The sequence below is a fragment of the Caballeronia sp. LZ003 genome (genome assembly GCF_031451465.1).
Classification (GTDB): domain Bacteria; phylum Pseudomonadota; class Gammaproteobacteria; order Burkholderiales; family Burkholderiaceae; genus Caballeronia.
This window is the reverse complement of the sequence record NZ_JARUXJ010000186.1, coordinates 21,641-39,062: the sequence shown is the minus strand read 5'-3', so window position 1 is coordinate 39,062 and position 17,422 is coordinate 21,641. Positions and strand designations below refer to the sequence as shown.

Below are 17,422 nucleotides of genomic sequence, written 5' to 3'. Positions count from 1 at the left end.
GCATGGCAATGGACAAGGACGCGGCGCGGCGCATCGCCGAACGCTTCAGCGAGTTGACGCCCGACAAGCGCAGGCTTTTCTGGCAAAAGATGAACGAGCAGGGCGTCAGTCCCGCACAGTTTCCGATTCTCGCGCGCACGCGCAGTGGCGCGCCGCACGTCGTGGCATCGTATGCACAGCAGCGTCAATGGTTCATGTGGCAGTTGTCGCCTGCGAGCAGCGCGTATCACGTCGCGGGCGGATTGTGGCTGAATGGCGCGGTGAATGCGTCAGCCTTGCGTGCGAGCGTCGAAGCGATCGTCGCGCGTCACGAAGTGCTGCGCACACGCTTCATCGCCGATGAAGCGGGGCAGGTCGAACAATGGATCGACGCGCACGCCGCGCTCGACTGGCAAGAGGCCACGCTGGCGGCAAGTGAGATCGACGACGCCGCGCGTGCGCTGGCGAATCGTCCGTTCGATCTCGCGCAAGGTCCGCTGCTGCGCGCGGCGCTCTATCACGGTCAAGAAGGGCGCAGCCTGTTCGTGCTGGCGATGCATCACATCGTCTCGGACGGCTGGTCGGTGCGCGTGCTGCTCGAAGAGTTGGTGGCGCATTACCGCGCCGCCGTGCTGAACGAGTCGCTGACGCTGCCCGCGCTCGATGTGCAATACGCGGACTACGCCGCGTGGCAACGCGAATGGCTGGATGCGGGCGAACGGGACAAGCAACTCGTGTACTGGCGCGAGGCGCTGGGCGACGCGCAAGCCGTGCTCGCGCTACCCACCGATGCACCGCGTCAGGCGCAGGCCGCGTATCGCGCGGCGCGTCATCGTGTGCGCTTGCCGGACACGCTCGCGCAAGCGCTGAAGGCGCGCGCGCAAGCGACATCGACGACGCCGTTCATGGTGTTGCTCACGGCGTTCGAGGCGCTGTTGCATCGCTACACGGGACAAGACGATATTCGCGTCGGCGTGCCGGTGGCGAATCGTCACCGGATGGAGACGGAGCCGTTGATCGGCTTCTTCGTGAATACGCAGGTGCTGCGCGCGCGCATCGATAGCGGCACGACGCTCGATGCGTTGCTCGAACAGACGCGTCAGGCCACGCTCGGCGCGCAGGCGCATCAGGATGTGCCGTTCGATGCACTGGTCGACGCGCTGCGTCCCGAGCGCAGCCTCAGTCATACGCCGCTGTTTCAGGTCATGTTCAATCATCAACGCAGCGACTGGCGCATCACGGAATCGTTGCCCGGCTTGACGGCCGAACGCTATGACTTGCCCGACGAGTCGGCGTTGTTCGAACTGACGCTGAACATCGACGAACACGCGGACGGCGCGATGGACGCCGAATTGATCTACGCGGCCGAATTGTTCGACGCGGCGAGCATCGCGCGAATCGGCGGTCACTATCTGAACATGTTGCGCGCGCTGACCGAGGAGCCGTCGCAACGCATCGACGATGTTGCATTGCTCGACGCGGCGCAGCGGCGGCAATTGCACGAATGGAGCGGCGCGCTCGAAGGTTCGGCCGACGCGCATGACTTCGTTCATCGGCGCTTCGCAGCGCGTGCGCGCGCCACGCCCGATGCGCCCGCGCTGATCGGCGACGCCGCGCGCATGACCTATCGTGAACTGAACGAGCAGGCGAACCGGATCGCGGCGCTTCTCGTGCGCGAGGGCATCGGGCCGGAAGGTCGCGTCGGTCTCGCGATGTCGCGTTCCGCCGGCCTGGTCGCTGCGTTGCTCGGCATCCTCAAGGCGGGCGGCGCGTATGTGCCGCTCGATCCGGCGTATCCGGCCGACCGTCTTGCTCATATGACGACCGACAGCGGCATTGGCTTGCTGCTGGTGGATGCTTCGTCCGAAGCGCGCGCGCGCCAGGCATGCGCCATGCCCATGCTGAACCTCGATACCTGCGCGCTGCCCGACGCGCATGGCGCCGATCCCGATCCTGCGCTGCACGCGCACAACCTCGCTTACGTGGTCTACACATCGGGATCGACCGGGCGGCCCAAGGGCGTTGCTGTCGCGCATGGCGCGCTGGCAGCGCATTGCGAGGCGATCGGCGCGCGCTACGGCATCGACGAAACGGATCGGTGCCTGCATTTCGCGTCGATCAGCTTCGATGCCGCCGCCGAGCAATTGCTGATGCCGCTCACGCGCGGGGCCGCGATCCTTCTGCGCGACGACGACGTGTGGTCCGCCGAGCGGCTCGTCGATGAAATCGGCGCCCACGGCATCACCGCGCTCGATCTTCCGCCCACTTATATCGATGCCTTCGCGCGTCAGACGGCGGCCGGAGCGGTGCGCGTGCGGACGTGCATCGTCGGCGGCGAGGCGTGGTCGCGCGCGGGCTTCGACGCGGTACGCGCGCAACTCGCGCCGCAGCGCATCTTCAACGCTTACGGACCGTCGGAGGCCGTCATCACGCCTACCGTCTGGCAAGCCGACGAAGCCGCGTTCGATGGCCCCTATGCGCCCATCGGCCGCTGCATCGGACCGCGCACGGCGTGGGTGCTCGATGCCCGCAAGCGCCCGGTGCCGCCCGGCGTGCCCGGCGAACTGCATCTGGGTGGCGCGGGACTGGCGCGCGGCTATCTCGGCCAGCCCGGACTGAGCGCGTCCCGTTTCGTGCCGGACCCGTTTTCCGGCACGCCAGGTGCGCGCCTCTACTGCACCGGCGATCTCGTGCGCTGGCGCGCCGATGGCCAGCTCGCGTTTCTGGGCCGCCTCGACGAACAGGTGAAAGTGCGCGGCTTTCGCATCGAGCCGGGCGAAATCGAAGCTCGGCTGCGCGAACAGACGGGCGTCGCGGACGCGGTCGTCGTTGCGCTCGACGGCCCGAACGGCGCGCGTCTGGCGGGTTACGTGACGGCGTCGGCGGGACATCGTATCGATAGGGCGACGTTACGGGCGCAACTCGCCGCGACGCTGCCCGACTACATGGTGCCGGGCATGCTGATCGTGCTGGACGCGATGCCGTTGACGCCGAACGGCAAGATCGATCGCCGCGCGCTGCCCGCGCCGGAAGAACCCGCGTCGTCATCGTTCGAAGCGCCGCAGGGGGAAGTCGAAACGGCGCTGGCCGCGATCTGGGCGCAGTTGTTGAAGCGCGAGCGTATCGGCCGCCACGAGAATTTCTTCGAGCTGGGCGGCGACTCGATCATGGGCTTGCAGATCGTCGCGCTGGCGCGTCGCGCGGGTGTCGGTCTGAGCGCGCGGCAGATTTTCGAGCAGCAGACCGTCGCGCAACTCGCAGCCGTCGCCGTCTCCGTCTCGCTCGATGAAACATCGCCTGCCACGGTCACGCCGATCGCCGGTATCGATGTGCACGCACCCGTGCCCTTGCTGCCGATCCAGGCGTGGTTTTTCTCCGAACCGTTTCCCGTGCGCAACCACTGGAATCAGGCGGTATTGCTGAACGTCGGACACACGCTCGATACCGGTGCGCTGCAAGACGCGCTGCATGCAACGATTGCGCATCACGATGCGTTGCGCCTGCGCTTCGATTTCACCGATAGCTGGCGTCAACGTTACGCGGCGGCAGAGACGGCGTCGCCGCTGCAAGTCGTGTCGCAAGTTCCTGCGGCCGATATCGAAGCCCGATGCGACGCCCTTCAAGCTAGCCTCGATATCGAACGCGGACCGCTGATCCGGGCGCTCGCGCTCGGCATCGACGATGGCACCTGGCGCGTTTTCATCGCGATCCATCATCTGGCCGTGGATACCGTGTCGTGGCGCATTCTGCTCGACGACTTGCAACACGCCTATGCGCGACGCCGCGCGGGCGAACCTGTGTCGTTGCCGGAGCCGACGACGTCCTATCAAGCCTTCGGCCGACAGTTGCAGGAAGCGGCGCGCGGAGCAGAAGTCGAACGCGCGATGACGCACTGGCAGCCTCTCGCCGATGTCCCCGCCGCGCTGCCCGAGGGTTCGTCGGGTTCGCCGCATGCCGCAGGCGAAGCCGTCCGTGCCGTCGTGCAGTTCGATCGCGCCGCCACGCGACGTTTGCAACAGGACGCCTGCGTCGCGTATCGCACACAACTCGTCGATCTACTGCTGCTCGCCACGGGCCGCGCGTTGTGCGCCTTCGCCGGGCGCGATGCGTTGCGCATCGATCTCGAAGCTCATGGCCGCGAAACACCGTTCGGCGCGGCGGATCTGAGCCGCACGGTCGGCTGGTTCACGAGCATCTATCCGTTCGAACTCGCGCCGACCGGCGAACCCGGCGCGGCGCTCAAGCGCGTGAAGGAAGCGCGCCGCGCGGTGCCGCACGACGGCATCAGTTTCGGCATGGCGAAGTATCTCGGCACGCCGTCGCAACGCGCGTCGCTCGCGGGCATTGGCCACGCGGACGTGCTGTTCAACTATCTCGGCCAGTTCGACGCTACCGCTCATGTCGGAGACGGCGACGGCTGGCGGCTCGCGACGGAATCGGGCGGCCGCGCGACGGGCGCGCTGAATCGCGCGACGCACGCACTGGAGATCGCCGCGCAGATTCACGATGGCGCGCTGTCGGTCGCATTGCTGCATGCGAATGGCGACCGCTACGGCCACGCCGTGCTCGACGCGCTCGCCGACAGCGTGCGCCGCGAACTGCTCGCCGCGCTGGATCATTGCGAAAGCGGCGCGTCGGGGCTGACGCCGTCGGACGTGCCGCTGGCCGGCGTTGGTCAGGCGCGGCTAGATCGCTTGCCGATGCGCGCGGCCGATGTCGCGGATCTCTATCCGCTCGCGCCGATGCAGACGGGCATCGTGTTTCATAGTCTGCTCGGGCAGCAGCCCGGCGCGTATGTGAACCAGATGCGCGTGGATATCGACGGTCTGGATTGTGCGCGATTCGAAGCGGCATGGACGGCCGCGGCGATCCGTCACGACGTGCTTCGCACCGGCTTTCTATCGTTCGACGACGGTCCGCGTCAGTGGGTCGCGCGCAGCGTCCCGACGCCGTTCGTTGTCGAGGACTGGCATGCCGGACCGCATGCCGGCGCGGAACTCGACGCGCGTCTCGATCGGCACGCCGCCGCGTTGGTCGCGCAAGGCTTCGATCTCACGCGTGCGCCGCTGTGGCGCGTCGATGTGCTGCGTACCGGTGCGGCGCGTCATCACTTCGTCTGGACCTTTCATCACGCGCTGCTCGATGGCTGGAGCGCCGCGCGTTTGCTGGCCGAGGTGCTGGCCTCATATGAAGGGCGTTCCGCCGATCACGCGCCGGGGCGCTATCGCGATTTCATCGCGTGGCTCGGCACGCGGTCGCAAGCCGCGAGCGAAAGCTGGTGGCGCGAGCACTTGTCGATGCTCGATGGCCCGACTTTGCTAGCCCACGCCGTGCAGCCGCCACGAACGGCCGATGCGTCCCGCGCCGCCGCGAACGGGTCGTGGTCGCTGACATGGGATGCCGAACGCGCGGCCGCGTTCAGCCGCTTCGCCAGGTCCCGGCGCGTGACGCCGAATACGCTCGTGCAGGCCGCGTGGCTCGTGTTGTTGCAACGCTATACCGGCCAGCGCGCCGTCGCCTTCGGCGCGACGGTCGCGGGCCGTCCGGAATCGCTGCCGGGCGCGGATCGTACGCTGGGCCTGTTCATCAACACGATCCCGGTGATCGGCCTGCCGGACCCGTCGATCACCGTATCCGCGTGGCTCGAACGCGTGCAGGGACAGGGCGTCGCCGCTCGCGAGCATGAACACGTCGCGCTTTACGATATTCAGCGCTGGGCAGGAATGGAAGGCGGGCAGGCATTGTTCGACAGCATCATCGTGTTCGAAAACTATCCGGTCGACGACATCCTGAAAGCGAGCGGCGTGGGCGAATTGCGGTTCTCGAACTTGCGCAACGAAGATCGCACGAGTTATCCGCTGACGCTATCGGTCACGCAGGGGCGCAGGCAGGGCGAGAGCGGCGCGGATAGCCTGCGCATCGACTTCGATTATGCGGGCGACACCTTCGACGCCGCCCAGATCGAGCGCATGGCCGCGCAACTGTCCACCTTGCTCGATGCGTTCGTCGCCGCACCGGATGTGCCGCTCGGCGCGCTCGGCATGTTGCCGGCAGACGAACGCGCGCAATTAGTCCGGCTTGGCCACGCGCCGGAAGTGCCCGCGGTGGAGCCCGTTCATGTGCGTATCGCGCGGCAGGCGTCGCTTCGGCCCGACGCAAGCGCGCTCGTGCTCGACGGCGTGGCGCTCGATTACCGCACGCTTGATCGCCGCGCGAGTCAGGTGGCTTACGCCTTGCGCGCGGCCGGCATCGGTCCCGAAGCACGCGTCGGCGTGGCGATCGAGCGCTCCATCGCGATGATCGTCGCGATTCTCGGCGTGCTGAAGGCGGGCGCGGCGTATGTGCCGCTCGATCCGTCGTATCCGGCGGAACGGCTGGCGTTCATGATCGAGGACAGCGGCATAGCGGTGGCATTGACCGCGCCGAGTGCCGACACCTCCAGCGTGCCGGTCGAGTCCCTCGCGCGGCTCGGCGTCACGACGCTCGATGTGAACCTGCTGCCGCCGCCTGATACTCAGCCCGAGCCGGATTGCGCGTGGTCGCCCACGCGGCTTGCGTATGTGATCTACACATCGGGGTCGACGGGACGGCCGAAAGGCGTCGGCATCACGCACGATGCGCTGGCGCGTCATACGGAGGTGTCGATTGATCTGTTCGGCGTGACGTCGCGGGATCGCGTACTGCAATTCTCGACCTTCAATTTCGATGGCTTCGTAGAACAGGTCTTTCCGACGCTCGCCGTCGGCGCGACGCTGATTCTGCGCGGACCCGAGTTGTGGAGCAGCGAGCGTTTCCTCGCGGAAGTGGCCGGCGAACGCATCACCGTCGCCGATCTGACGACGGCTTACTGGAACGCGCTCGCGCAGGATTTCGCAGCACGCGATCCGCACGCCGTGCGCAATGCCTGCCTAACGCTTCGACGCGTGCACGCGGGCGGCGAAGCGATGCCCGCCGATGGCGTGCGCGCGTGGCGCACGGCAGGCCTCGCGCACATAGCGCTGGCGAACACATACGGCCCCAGCGAGGCAGTGGTCACGACGACATCGTTCGATTGCGCGCCTTACCTTCAGCACGACGTGGACGTGCCCGCGCAGATTCCGCTCGGCGGTCCGCTCGATGGCCGCGCGCTGCGTGTGCTGGATGCGCAATGCAACGCCGCGCCGTTAGGCGTGGCAGGGGAGTTGTGCATCGGCGGGACGCTGCTCGCGCGTGGCTACCTCGGCCGCCCGGGGCTGACCGCGTCGCGCTTCATCGCCGATCCGCTTGCGGATACGCCCGGCGCGCGGCTCTATCGGACGGGTGATATCGTGCGCTGGAATCCCGATGGCACGCTGGCCTATCTCGGCCGGACCGATCATCAGGTGAAGGTGCGAGGGTTTCGCATCGAATTGGGCGAGATCGAGGCGTCGCTCGCACGGCAACCCTGCGTGCGCGAAGCGGCGGTCATCACGCGCGACGGCGTGGGCGGACTGCGCGTGCTCGCGTATGCCGTGCCGGCCGAAGGCGCGACGCTCGACGGCCACGCGCTGCGCAAAGCCCTCGCGGCGAGTTTGCCGGACTACATGGTGCCGGCGGCCGTGGTCGTGCTCGAGGCGATGCCGCTGAACCCGAATGGCAAGATCGACCGCCGGGCGTTGCCGGCGCCGGTTGTATCGGCATCCGCCGATCCTGCGGAATGCCCCGAGGGCGAGATGGAAACGACATTGGCCGGCATCTGGTCGAGCGTTCTCGAGGTCGCGCCGGTTCGTCGCCGCGACCGCTTCTTCGAACTGGGCGGCCATTCGCTCGCGGCGATGCAGGTGCAATCGGCGATCCGCGCGCAACTCGGTATCGACGCGCCGCTTGCCGACCTGATGCGCAACCAGCCGTTGCAGGAGCTGGCGCTCGCACTGTCGTCGCTGCAGCGTCCCGTTGCCGACGATGCCGCGATGGCGAACGCAATGCGCGATATCCTTGCTCAATTATGACGATGCACGCACACGACTCCGCTACGCCGACACAGACAACACGCTACAAAGGATTCACATGTCTCTGCTATTGAATTTGATCCGGCAATCTCGCTGGATGTTGCTGGTGGCGCTGATCATCAGTATCGTGGGCGGCTTCGCCAACGCGGGCCTCGTCGCGATCATCAACCAGGCGCTGGGCACGACCCCCGAGCGACTGCCGGCGCTCGGCTGGCAATTCCTGCTGCTGGCCGTCGCGGTGTTGATCACGCGCACGCTGTCGCAGACAGCGTTCGTGAAGCTCGGCCAGAACACCAAGGCGGCGCTGCGCATGCGCACCATTCACAGCGTGACCGATGCGTCGTACCAGAATCTCGATCGGCAGGGTCCAGCGAGCGCGCTAACGGTGCTGACTTCGGATCTGGACACCATTGTCGTGTTCTTTCTGAGCTTGCCGTCGCTCGCGATGAACGGCGCGGTCGTGCTCGGCTGTCTGGCCTATCTCGGCTATCTTTCCTGGCAGGTTCTGGTGTTCGCTGTCATAACGGTGGTCGCGGGCGCGCTCGGTTTTCATCTGGCGAACACGCGGGCGATGTTTCATCTGCGCACCTCGCGCGACCGCGAGGACGATCTGGTAAAGGATTTCCGCGCACTCTTCGACGGCGCGAAGGAACTGAAGCTGCACCGTCGCCGCAAGAACGCTTTCGTCAACGATTCCATCGCGGCCAATGTGGAAGCGGTGCGCGTGCAGCGTACGCGCGGCTACGTGCTGTACACGGCTGCCGCAAGCTGGGGCAGCATGATTCTACTGGCCTTCATCGGCTGCGTGCTGTTCGTGCTGACGCGCTTCCACACGGTCGATGTGCACGTGCTGTCGGGCTACGCGGTCGTGTTCCTGTACATGATCATGCCGATCGAAGGCCTGCTGTCGTCGATTCCATCGCTCAGTTCCGCCAAGGTGGCGCTCGAGCGTATCGACCGGGTCAATCGCGATCTGCCGAAGGAGAACGTGGAACCGGCGGAGTCCGCCACGTCGTTCGAAAACATCGCGCTCAAGGACGTCACGCACAGCTACTTTCGCGAGAAGGAAAACGAAGTTTTCACGCTCGGGCCGGTCAATCTCGCGTTCAGGCCGGGCGAACTCGTGTATCTGATCGGCGGCAACGGCAGCGGCAAGACCACGCTCGCCAAGATGATCGTCGGGCTGTATATCCCTGAAGGCGGACACGTGGAACTGAACGGCAGACAAGTGAACGAAGCGGACCGCGACCGCTATCGCCACCACTTTTCCGTGGTCTTCAACGACTTCTTCCTTTTCGACGAACTGCACGGCTTTGCCATCGACGGCCTCGACAAGCAGGCGCAAGAGCTGCTCGAACTGCTGCATCTGGAGCACAAAGTCACGATCCGCGACGGCAAGTTCTCGACGACGGATCTGTCGCAGGGGCAGCGCAAGCGGCTCGCGCTGCTGGTGGCGTATCTGGAGGATCGTCCGTTCTACGTGTTCGACGAATGGGCGGCCGATCAGGATCCGACCTTCAAGGACGTGTTTTATCGCCGGCTGTTGCCCGATCTGAAGGCGCGCGGCAAGACCGTGCTCGTCATCACGCACGACGACCGTTACTTCGCGCTGGCGGATCGCTACATCAAACTCGACTACGGCCAGATCGTCGCCACGGGCGACGGACGCGAACTCGAACAGCATTCGCTCAACGCGGCGGCTTGAGCCGCTTGAGCCGCTTGAACCGCTTGAGGCGAAGCGCGCGATGGCAGCCCGTAGGACTCGACGAAACACAACGCAAAGGTGGACATGTTCGGTTTGATTGCTTCGAAATGCGGCCGCAAGCTCGCGGCCGCATGCTTTTTGTCCGCGGTGGTGCTGACGCTCGGCGCGTGTCATACGCCCGTCACCGCATCGGCCGAAACCCATTCGGCCGATACTCCGTATCAGGTGACGATCAAACGCACGCAGGACGGCGTACCGCACATCGACGCGGCAGATTGGGGCAGCCTGGGCTTCGCGGTCGGATACGCGCAGGCGCAAGACGCGCTATGCACGCTGTCCGACGGCTTCGTCACCTGGCGCGGCGAACGCTCGGCGGTATTCGGGCCAAAAGGCCGTCCATCGACGCCATCGACTTTCGGCCAGCCGGATAATCTCGACGCCGATTTCTTCTTCCGATCCGTTATCGACGATGCGGCGGTGGCACGTTTCCGCAGCGCGCAGCCGTCGCGCGAACGCGCGCTGATCACGGGTTACGCGGACGGTTACAACCGCTATGTCGACGATCTGCACGCGGGACGCTTTCCCGGCGCGCATGCCGCCTGTTCGGGCGATCGCTGGGTCGCGCATATCAGCGCCGACGACCTGTACCGCCGCTTGATCGCAGCCAACCTTGCGGGCGGCACGATGCCGTTCCATCGCGGCATCGCGCATGCGCAACTCCCGGGAAGCGCCGCGAGCGCGGCATCGACGAGCGGGCAAACCGCGCCTCGGACGATTGCCGACCGCTTGTCGGTGGGAGGCCGGGCGGGCATCGGCAGCAACGGACTCGCATTCGGCGCGGCCGCGACGCAGGATGGCCAGAGCGTTTTATTCGGCAATCCACATTGGTTCTGGCAAGGCCCGGACCGGCTGTATCAGATGCAGTTGCGTATCGGCGGCCAAGTCGATGTCGCGGGGGCATCGTTTCTGGGCGTGCCGATGGTGATGATCGGCTTCAACCAGAACGTCGCGTGGACACATACGGTGTCGAGCGCGCGGCGCTTCGGCATTTTCCAGTTGACGCTCGCGCCCGGTGCGCCGACGCATTATCGCTACGACGGCCAGGACGAAGCGATGCACGCCGTGCTCGTCACGGTCCAGGTGCGCGACATGACCACCGGCACGCTCGCGCCCGTCACGCGCACGATGTATCGCACGCGCTTCGGGCCGGTCGTCGATCTGTCCTCGCTCTCGCCCGCGCTGGCCTGGAACGACAAGCAAGCGTTCGCGCTGTTCGACGTGAACGCGGACAACCCCGAGACGTTCTCCAACTTCCTGCAATGGGATCAAGCGCGTTCGCTGGACGATTTCATCGCGATCCAGAAGCGCGAAGCGGCCATGCCCTGGGTGAATACGTTCGCGATCGGACGCAACGATCCCGACGTGTGGTTTGCCGATATCGGCGCGATGCCCGGCGTCACCGACAAGCTCGCCGCCGATTGCACCACGCCCGCCGGCCGCGTCGCCGATGCGCGCATGCCCGGCGTGCCGTTCCTCGACGGCTCGCGCGCGGCGTGCGCGTGGACCACGCACACGCTCGCCGGCGCGACGCGGGCAGGGCGCTTGCCGGCCGACTCCATGCCGAGCCTGAAGCGCGCGGACTACGTCGGCAATTTCAATGGCAGCTACTGGCTGACGAATCCGCATGCGCCGCTGACGGGCTATCCGCAAGTCGTCGGGCAGACGGGGATCGAGCAATCGCTGCGCACGCGGCTGGGGCATGCCATCGCCGCGCAACTGATCGCTGAGCCGGGCGGCGTGCGGCGCGACGCGCTGGAGCGCGCGGTGCTCGCGAGCACGTCGATGTCCGCGCAGTTGTATCTGCAGCCTGTCACCGACGCCGTGTGCCAAGCGGACACGGTGCGCGTCACGCTCGATTCGGCCACGCCCGCCAGGACGCAAGACGTGAAGATCGGACCCGCGTGCGCCGTCCTGCGATCGTGGGACGGCACGGCGAACGTCAACGCGCGCGGCGCGAACCTGTGGGACGAATTCTGGAACCGCGCGAGCGCAATGCCCGAATTGCAGCGCTACACCACGCCGTTCGATGCGAGCCATCCGCTGACCACGCCCGCAGGCATCGATACGGCCGACCCCGCTGTCGTACGGGCGCTCGGCAATGCGCTTGGCGGCGCGGTGCTCGCGCTGCAGGCGAACGGCTTCGCAGCCGATTTGATGCGTGGCGCGATGCTCGGCATCGGCAAAGGCGAGACGCGCGTGCCGCTTTACGGCGGCTGCGACCGCGAGGGCTACTTCACGGTCGCATGCGCGATGCAGCCGCTGGATCGCGACGGCTACGCGCTCGACCAGGACGCGCATGGCAACAGCTACATGCAAGTGGTGAGCTTCGACGCCGATGGTCCTCAAGCCGACACGATGCTCACGACCGGCGTATCCGACGATCCCGCATCGCCGTATTACCGGCAGACGACGCGCGCCTATGCGAGCAAGACATGGACGCGCTTTCCGTTTACTTCGCGTGCGCTGGACGCGTCGCCGCGAACGGTCACGTCCGTGCTGTCGGGGCCGCGCAGCGCCATTTACTGATTGCGCATTTTTCGTGCGTTGCGATCGCCGCGCCCGTTCGGAACCGTATGAACGCTGATCACGACAACTGCGATGCGGTCCGCCTCGTCGCAGCGCTCGCTGTGTTCGTTTCACACCAGTTGTTCCTGATGAACGGGCAGCTCATCCCCGTCACGCGTTACCTCGATCTCGGATGGGGCGGCGTCATGGTGTTCTTCGCGCTCAGCGGCTATCTCGTAGCGGGAAGCTGGGAGCGCGATCCGCATGTCGTCCGCTTTCTGATGCGCCGTTGCCTGCGCATCTGGCCGGGACTGACCGTCGTCACGTTGATGCTGACTTTCGTCGTCGACCCGCTCATGACGTCGTGGCGAGTCGCCGATTATCTGCGGGACCTGCAAACGTGGCGCTTTCTCGGGCATCTCGTGCTCATGCCGACCGAAGTGCTGCCGGGCGTATTCGATGCCAACCCGATGCAGAAAGTCGACGGGCCGCTCTGGACTTTACCGCTGGAATGCGGCTGGTATGTGCTATTGACCGTCGCGGGCGCGACGGTCATGCGGATGTCGCGGCACGCGGTCGCGGTCATTTGGGCCGCGTGCGCGTTCTGGCTTTTCATCATCGAACGCGAGGAAGCGCCCAACGTGCCGCGGATGTTCTTCTTCGAGTTCGGATTGATGTTCATCGGCGGGACGCTGCTGTGGGTGTACCGCGCGTTATATGCGGCCCGCAGGCTGCAGTTCGGCATTCTTCTCGGCACGCTTGCTGTTTGCGCGTACGAGGCAGGGCACGCATACCTCGCGTTCGCTGTGCTCCTTCTGTGGATGGTCATCGCAATCGCCACGATGTCGACCGTGGGTCTGCGCCATGCGGGACGCTACGGCGATCTGTCGTATGGCGTGTATATATGCGGTTTTCCGCTGCAGCAGATTGTTCTTTCCTTCCAGGGCGAAACGGCATCACCGGTAATCGGAGGTCTGATCTCGTTACCGCTCACGCTGGCCCTGGCATGGCTCTCATGGCACGGGATCGAAAGTCGCATGCTGAGGTTCAAGCCGACTAGACCGCATCCTGCGGTGCCTGAAGCAGGCGCTTGCCGTAGCAAATAGTACTGACCTGGACCACTGGCTGGTTGCAGCCGCTGCACGACACTACGCTTGCTTCAGCGTGATCACAGCCATGCCGGGACACAATCGCCCCCTGTGGCGATAAAGTCGACGGCGTTGTGCTCGAGCGCGACCGTCCATCACTTTATCGACCACGCGAGTGCCGCGACGTAGTGCTCCGGCGCCCCCAACTCAATAGCAGCGTAGTCCTGCAGCGGAGCTGAGACAGAATATGCCCCTCCGTGAATCGGCAATACCGAGAAAGTCTCCATAGCAAGATCGGGTGCTGCGATGCCAGTCCCGTGCGCTTTCAAAATGGCTTCTTTGCCGACCCACGTGGTCGCGAATGCTTCTATGCGCTTGTCCTCGGGGAGGGCGCTGACGACTGTATAGTCCGCCGACTCCAGCACACTGGGCGCCAGCTCTCGCCAATCAAGCGACATGTTTTTCTGCTCTAAATCAATTCCCACGCGCCGTTTCGTCGAGAGAGCGATTGCACCGTATGACCCAGAGTGCGAAACGTTGAAGTCGATGCCGACGGTAGTGCGAAGCGTCGGCCGTCCGAATTCGTTATTTTCGATGATCAGACTTTCAGGGTCTTGGTTCGTCAGTTTAGACAACACAATCCTCAACGCGGCGCGCACTGTGACGAAACGCATCGCATCAACGTGTCGAAGATAGCTTTTAGCGCGAAAGCGTTCAGCGGGGCTGAGAACATCTGCTTGAGCCTCTGCGAACGACGCCGAAAGATCGATCGAAACGGCCCAGACCTGAAGGTCGTCCGGAACATCAGGCGGAAGCGGCAGGGAGTCGATTTGCGCAGGAAGAAAGATCATAGATGACGATGCTTTAAACAGAGCTTAGATCGAAACGTCTGAAGCGTGGCGACACCACCGGATGTTATTACGCGGCGGTCGTGAACGGCGGCCCTGAATGACTTCTTGCTTTGCACGAAGCGCATCTCCCGACTACCGGCCGCACAGTATTTTGGTGATTCGTCGAAAACAACAGAAGCCCAAGATGCAATCTTGCCCGGCAGATAAGCCGGATCGCCATAACCGGAAGGCGGCGCGGCAGCGCAATTTGAAACAGTTAGCGCAAAAGCGAACATGCGACAGAGCTGGGACATGAGCTTTCTCCAATGCGCTCATCGCCCCGCAATCGCTGGTTCCGTCGCCGTCAAGGTAATCCAATCGGTGGTGATGAAATGCTCTCTCCATAAGCCGACCCCGGCTACAATCGAGCAAGGCACAGATGCAACTAATAGTCTGCGCACCGCTCTGCTTTAGAAAGCTTCGCCAGAGAAAACCGCCAGCCAATAGCGCGTCAGCAACGCGTCACATGCAGACGTGCCTTAGTTCTTTGCGAAATTTGAGGTTGATAGCTCAAGGTGCTTCGAGTCACGCGCTCGCAACTTGCGCTCAGCCACGGCGTGAATGCGGCGGAAACCGTTGTTGAATACCCTAATTGTTCGAGCATCATCCGCATCCGGAGCGAGCCAGAAGTACGTTTCGAGTGCGGCGCGAGAGACCACGCATTTCACCGGTTCGCCTTGCCAGATCATGATGAATGTGACGCTGCGCTTATCGGCGGAGATTTGTGGGTCTGGTGAATGTGCTTTCATAAAAATTGCCGCGCGGACATCAGGAAACCGATGAAGCAAGTCCTACCAGTCTATAAGGTGCTTTTCATCCGTCTCCTGATGGCGTCGGTCGTCATCAAGGTGCAGGTACATGCTCGTCGTGGTGAGCGACGCGTGCCCGAAATTATCACGCACGAGTCGAAGATCGACCTTTCGATCGACCATGTGAGATCCTGCCGAGTGCCGCAGCCAGTGAGCGGAGGCTTTTTCGAGCAGGTCTGCGCGGGCGCCAGCCAAAGCGTCGCGTTCACGTAATCGTGCTGCCGCACGGGCAAACACTTCTTTGACGATCGCGTGTAGCGCGGCACGGGTCAACGCAGGACGCGTTTGGACGCCACCATTTTCGAACGTTGCGCCGATCGGCAATACCAGAGGCGTATCGTCGCTTTGGGATGGTAGCGCGCTCAGGCCGAGGTGCTGCCGGTAGCGCGACAATTCAGTCATCATTTCGCGTGTGGCCGGTACCAATCGTTCTTTGTCGCCTTTGCCCCGTACCGCGAGCCACCAACGAACTGCGCCATCCGAATCGCGTCGCATAAAGAACTGGCCCATTGTGTTGTTGCCGACTTCGGCAATGCGTAGCCCGCCCAAATAGAGGAGGGTAAAAAGCCATCGCACCCGGTAGGCGTGCGCGGTATCGCGCGCGGTCTCTCGCGACATCGCTGCAATGCTGTCCTTCACCTCTTGCCAGATGCCGGGTTCCAGATAGCGTGTAATGCGTGGCGCATTCTGACGAGCCCGCTGGCGCGACAGCGAGAGCGGGTTGCCGGCGAGGTAACCCGCTTGCACGAGCCACGAAAACATCGCATTGAGGATCACGATCGCCTGCCGCTGACTTGCGGGTGACAGCGGACCGTAGAACGGGCGCCAGCGCGCATCGGTGCGGGGGTGCTTGCGACCGCCACCAGCGACCCAGGTGCTGGCGGGTTGAGGATCGAGCAAAAAGCGCTGATAGCGCAGGCAGTCTTCGTGAGTGAGCGAGGAAATGGGTTTGCTGAGCGTGGCAAGCGACCAGAGTAACAATCGCTCGGCCTCCTTGCGGTAATTCTCGAAGGTCGTTTTCTTATCCGCAAAGCGCGACAGCCACGCGCGGATCGCATCCAGGTCGTTGGTGGCTGCAATCTGGGCACGTCCTGACAACGCTCGATTAGCACCCGCGCCACCGTCGAGTTCCGACGGGACAACGAGCATTTCTAGCGGCATAGGCTGCATTGCTCGCGCCGAGGAAAAGGGCAGGTCGGACTTTAACATCGAATGATTTCCGAATCAGCGATTCTGGCATTAAATCAACATTATAGAACTAATGTCAAATCACGGGCGTTGTAGAGTTAGATATATTGCGTATTACGTTGTAATATGAGCGAATCGCTTAGGCCTTTTTATCTATGTCCGACGTCCTTTCCGATGAAACCCGCCTGGCGGCAGACATCGAACGCCTCAAAGTCGAATTTCCCAAGACACGCGAGCTCTATCGCGAGGTCTGCGCGTTGCTGTTCTTTCGCTTCGGCGTCGCCCCGACCGCGAATCGCCTCTACAACCTGGTCCGGCGCGGCACCATGAGTACACCGGCGTCGGTCTTGAGCGAGTTCTGGGCGGAGTTGCGCGAGAAGAGCCGGGTGCGCATCGAACATCCGGACTTGCCCAAGGACCTGAGCGAAGCGGCGGGCGCGCTGATCGGGACGCTGTGGACGCGCGCGGCGACGTCTGCCCAGGCCGAACTGACGTCGCTGCGCGACGAAGTCGAAGCGCAGCGCGCCGAGGCTGAGCGAGAGGTTCTCACGGCCCGGGAGGAGCTGGGCCGCACGGAAACGGCGCTCGAGCAACGCACCGCGGCACTGCTCGCGGCGCAGGTCGAGATACGGGAATTAGAGCGGCAACAGGCGGAAGAGGCCGCCACGCGTAAAGCGCTGCAGGCGCAGATCCAGCGTCTTGCTGAGGAAGCGGTGACGCGCGAGCGGGAACTCGAAAATGTGCGCGACACCTTCTCGCGCGACCTAGAGAAGCTACGGGAAACCGCCAGCCGTGCCGAGGAGCGCCTACGGGCATCCGAGAAGCGCGCGCTCCTGGAGATCGATCGGGAACGCAGCGCCACAGCGAAGGCGCAGAAAGAACTGGCCGAGGCCGCCAAGCGGGCGGAAAAGCGAGAGGCCGAGCATCGTCGCACCGTCGACGCGCTACAGGCGCAGCAGGGCGACACGCGCCACCAGAACGGGGTGCTGCAAGGCAAGCTCGCCGCGCTCGAAGCGGCCCATCACGCGCTTCAGGACCAGCCGAAGTCGCTGCGCACCGCGGCGCGGCCGTCGACGCGCGGGCCCGCTCGCGAAGACCGTTCGGGGCGAGTCGCCCGAAAGGCAGCGGCCGGCAAAAGGGCGAGCGCGAAAGGTCGTCCGTAAATCATGATCGGATCGCGCCCGCGGGTAGGCGCAATCCAAGGCCGATGGCGCGCCATGCGCGTGGTCGG

9 protein-coding genes are annotated in these 17,422 nt (G+C 64.5%); 5 read left to right on the top strand and 4 right to left on the bottom strand.

Annotated elements, in window-relative coordinates; all coding sequences use genetic code 11:
* Nucleotides 1-2: 2 nt before the first annotated feature.
* The 4 genes from QCE79_RS33875 (at nt 3) to QCE79_RS33860 (ending at nt 13,322) form a co-directional block, all read left to right on the top strand.
* On the top strand, nt 3-7,946 hold the full coding sequence (locus QCE79_RS33875; RefSeq protein WP_309851961.1) for a non-ribosomal peptide synthetase: 7,944 nt from the start codon (nt 3-5) through the stop codon (nt 7,944-7,946).
* Between the two features lie 58 nt (nt 7,947-8,004).
* Nucleotides 8,005-9,651: a cyclic peptide export ABC transporter gene (locus tag QCE79_RS33870; protein ID WP_309851958.1), complete on the top strand. Its 1,647-nt coding sequence runs from the start codon at nt 8,005-8,007 to the stop codon at nt 9,649-9,651.
* Between the two features lie 84 nt (nt 9,652-9,735).
* Nucleotides 9,736-12,237: a penicillin acylase family protein gene (locus QCE79_RS33865; RefSeq protein ID WP_309851955.1), complete on the top strand. Its 2,502-nt coding sequence runs from the start codon at nt 9,736-9,738 to the stop codon at nt 12,235-12,237.
* A gap of 47 nt (nt 12,238-12,284) precedes the next feature.
* Nucleotides 12,285-13,322, top strand: coding sequence for an acyltransferase (locus tag QCE79_RS33860; RefSeq protein ID WP_309851952.1), 1,038 nt, complete (start codon nt 12,285-12,287; stop codon nt 13,320-13,322).
* Between the two features lie 137 nt (nt 13,323-13,459).
* On the opposite strand, the gene QCE79_RS33855 is transcribed toward QCE79_RS33860, so the two are convergent.
* From QCE79_RS33855 to QCE79_RS33840, 4 genes are all read right to left on the bottom strand, one after another.
* Entirely contained in the window at nt 13,460-14,155 is a 696-nt protein-coding gene (locus tag QCE79_RS33855; protein ID WP_309851948.1) for a 4'-phosphopantetheinyl transferase superfamily protein, read from the bottom strand.
* Nucleotides 14,152-14,448 (bottom strand): hypothetical protein, encoded by a 297-nt coding sequence (locus QCE79_RS33850; RefSeq protein WP_309851945.1) that lies wholly within the window; start codon nt 14,446-14,448, stop codon nt 14,152-14,154. The genes QCE79_RS33855 and QCE79_RS33850 overlap by 4 nt, the downstream gene beginning before the upstream one ends.
* Nucleotides 14,449-14,673: 225 nt before the next feature.
* Complete coding sequence (locus QCE79_RS33845) at nt 14,674-14,943, bottom strand: DUF1488 family protein (RefSeq protein WP_309851941.1); 270 nt, start codon at nt 14,941-14,943, stop codon at nt 14,674-14,676.
* Between the two features lie 42 nt (nt 14,944-14,985).
* The gene (locus tag QCE79_RS33840; protein ID WP_309851938.1) at nt 14,986-16,212 is read right to left on the bottom strand and encodes a tyrosine-type recombinase/integrase; all 1,227 of its coding nucleotides are present in this window, start codon (nt 16,210-16,212) and stop codon (nt 14,986-14,988) included.
* A 134-nt stretch (nt 16,213-16,346) separates the two neighbouring features.
* Between QCE79_RS33840 and QCE79_RS33835 the strand changes: the two genes are divergently transcribed.
* A complete protein-coding gene (locus tag QCE79_RS33835; RefSeq protein ID WP_309851934.1) occupies nt 16,347-17,354 on the top strand; it encodes a DNA-binding protein in 1,008 nt (335 codons plus the stop codon).
* The last annotated feature ends 68 nt before the right edge of the window (nt 17,355-17,422 follow it).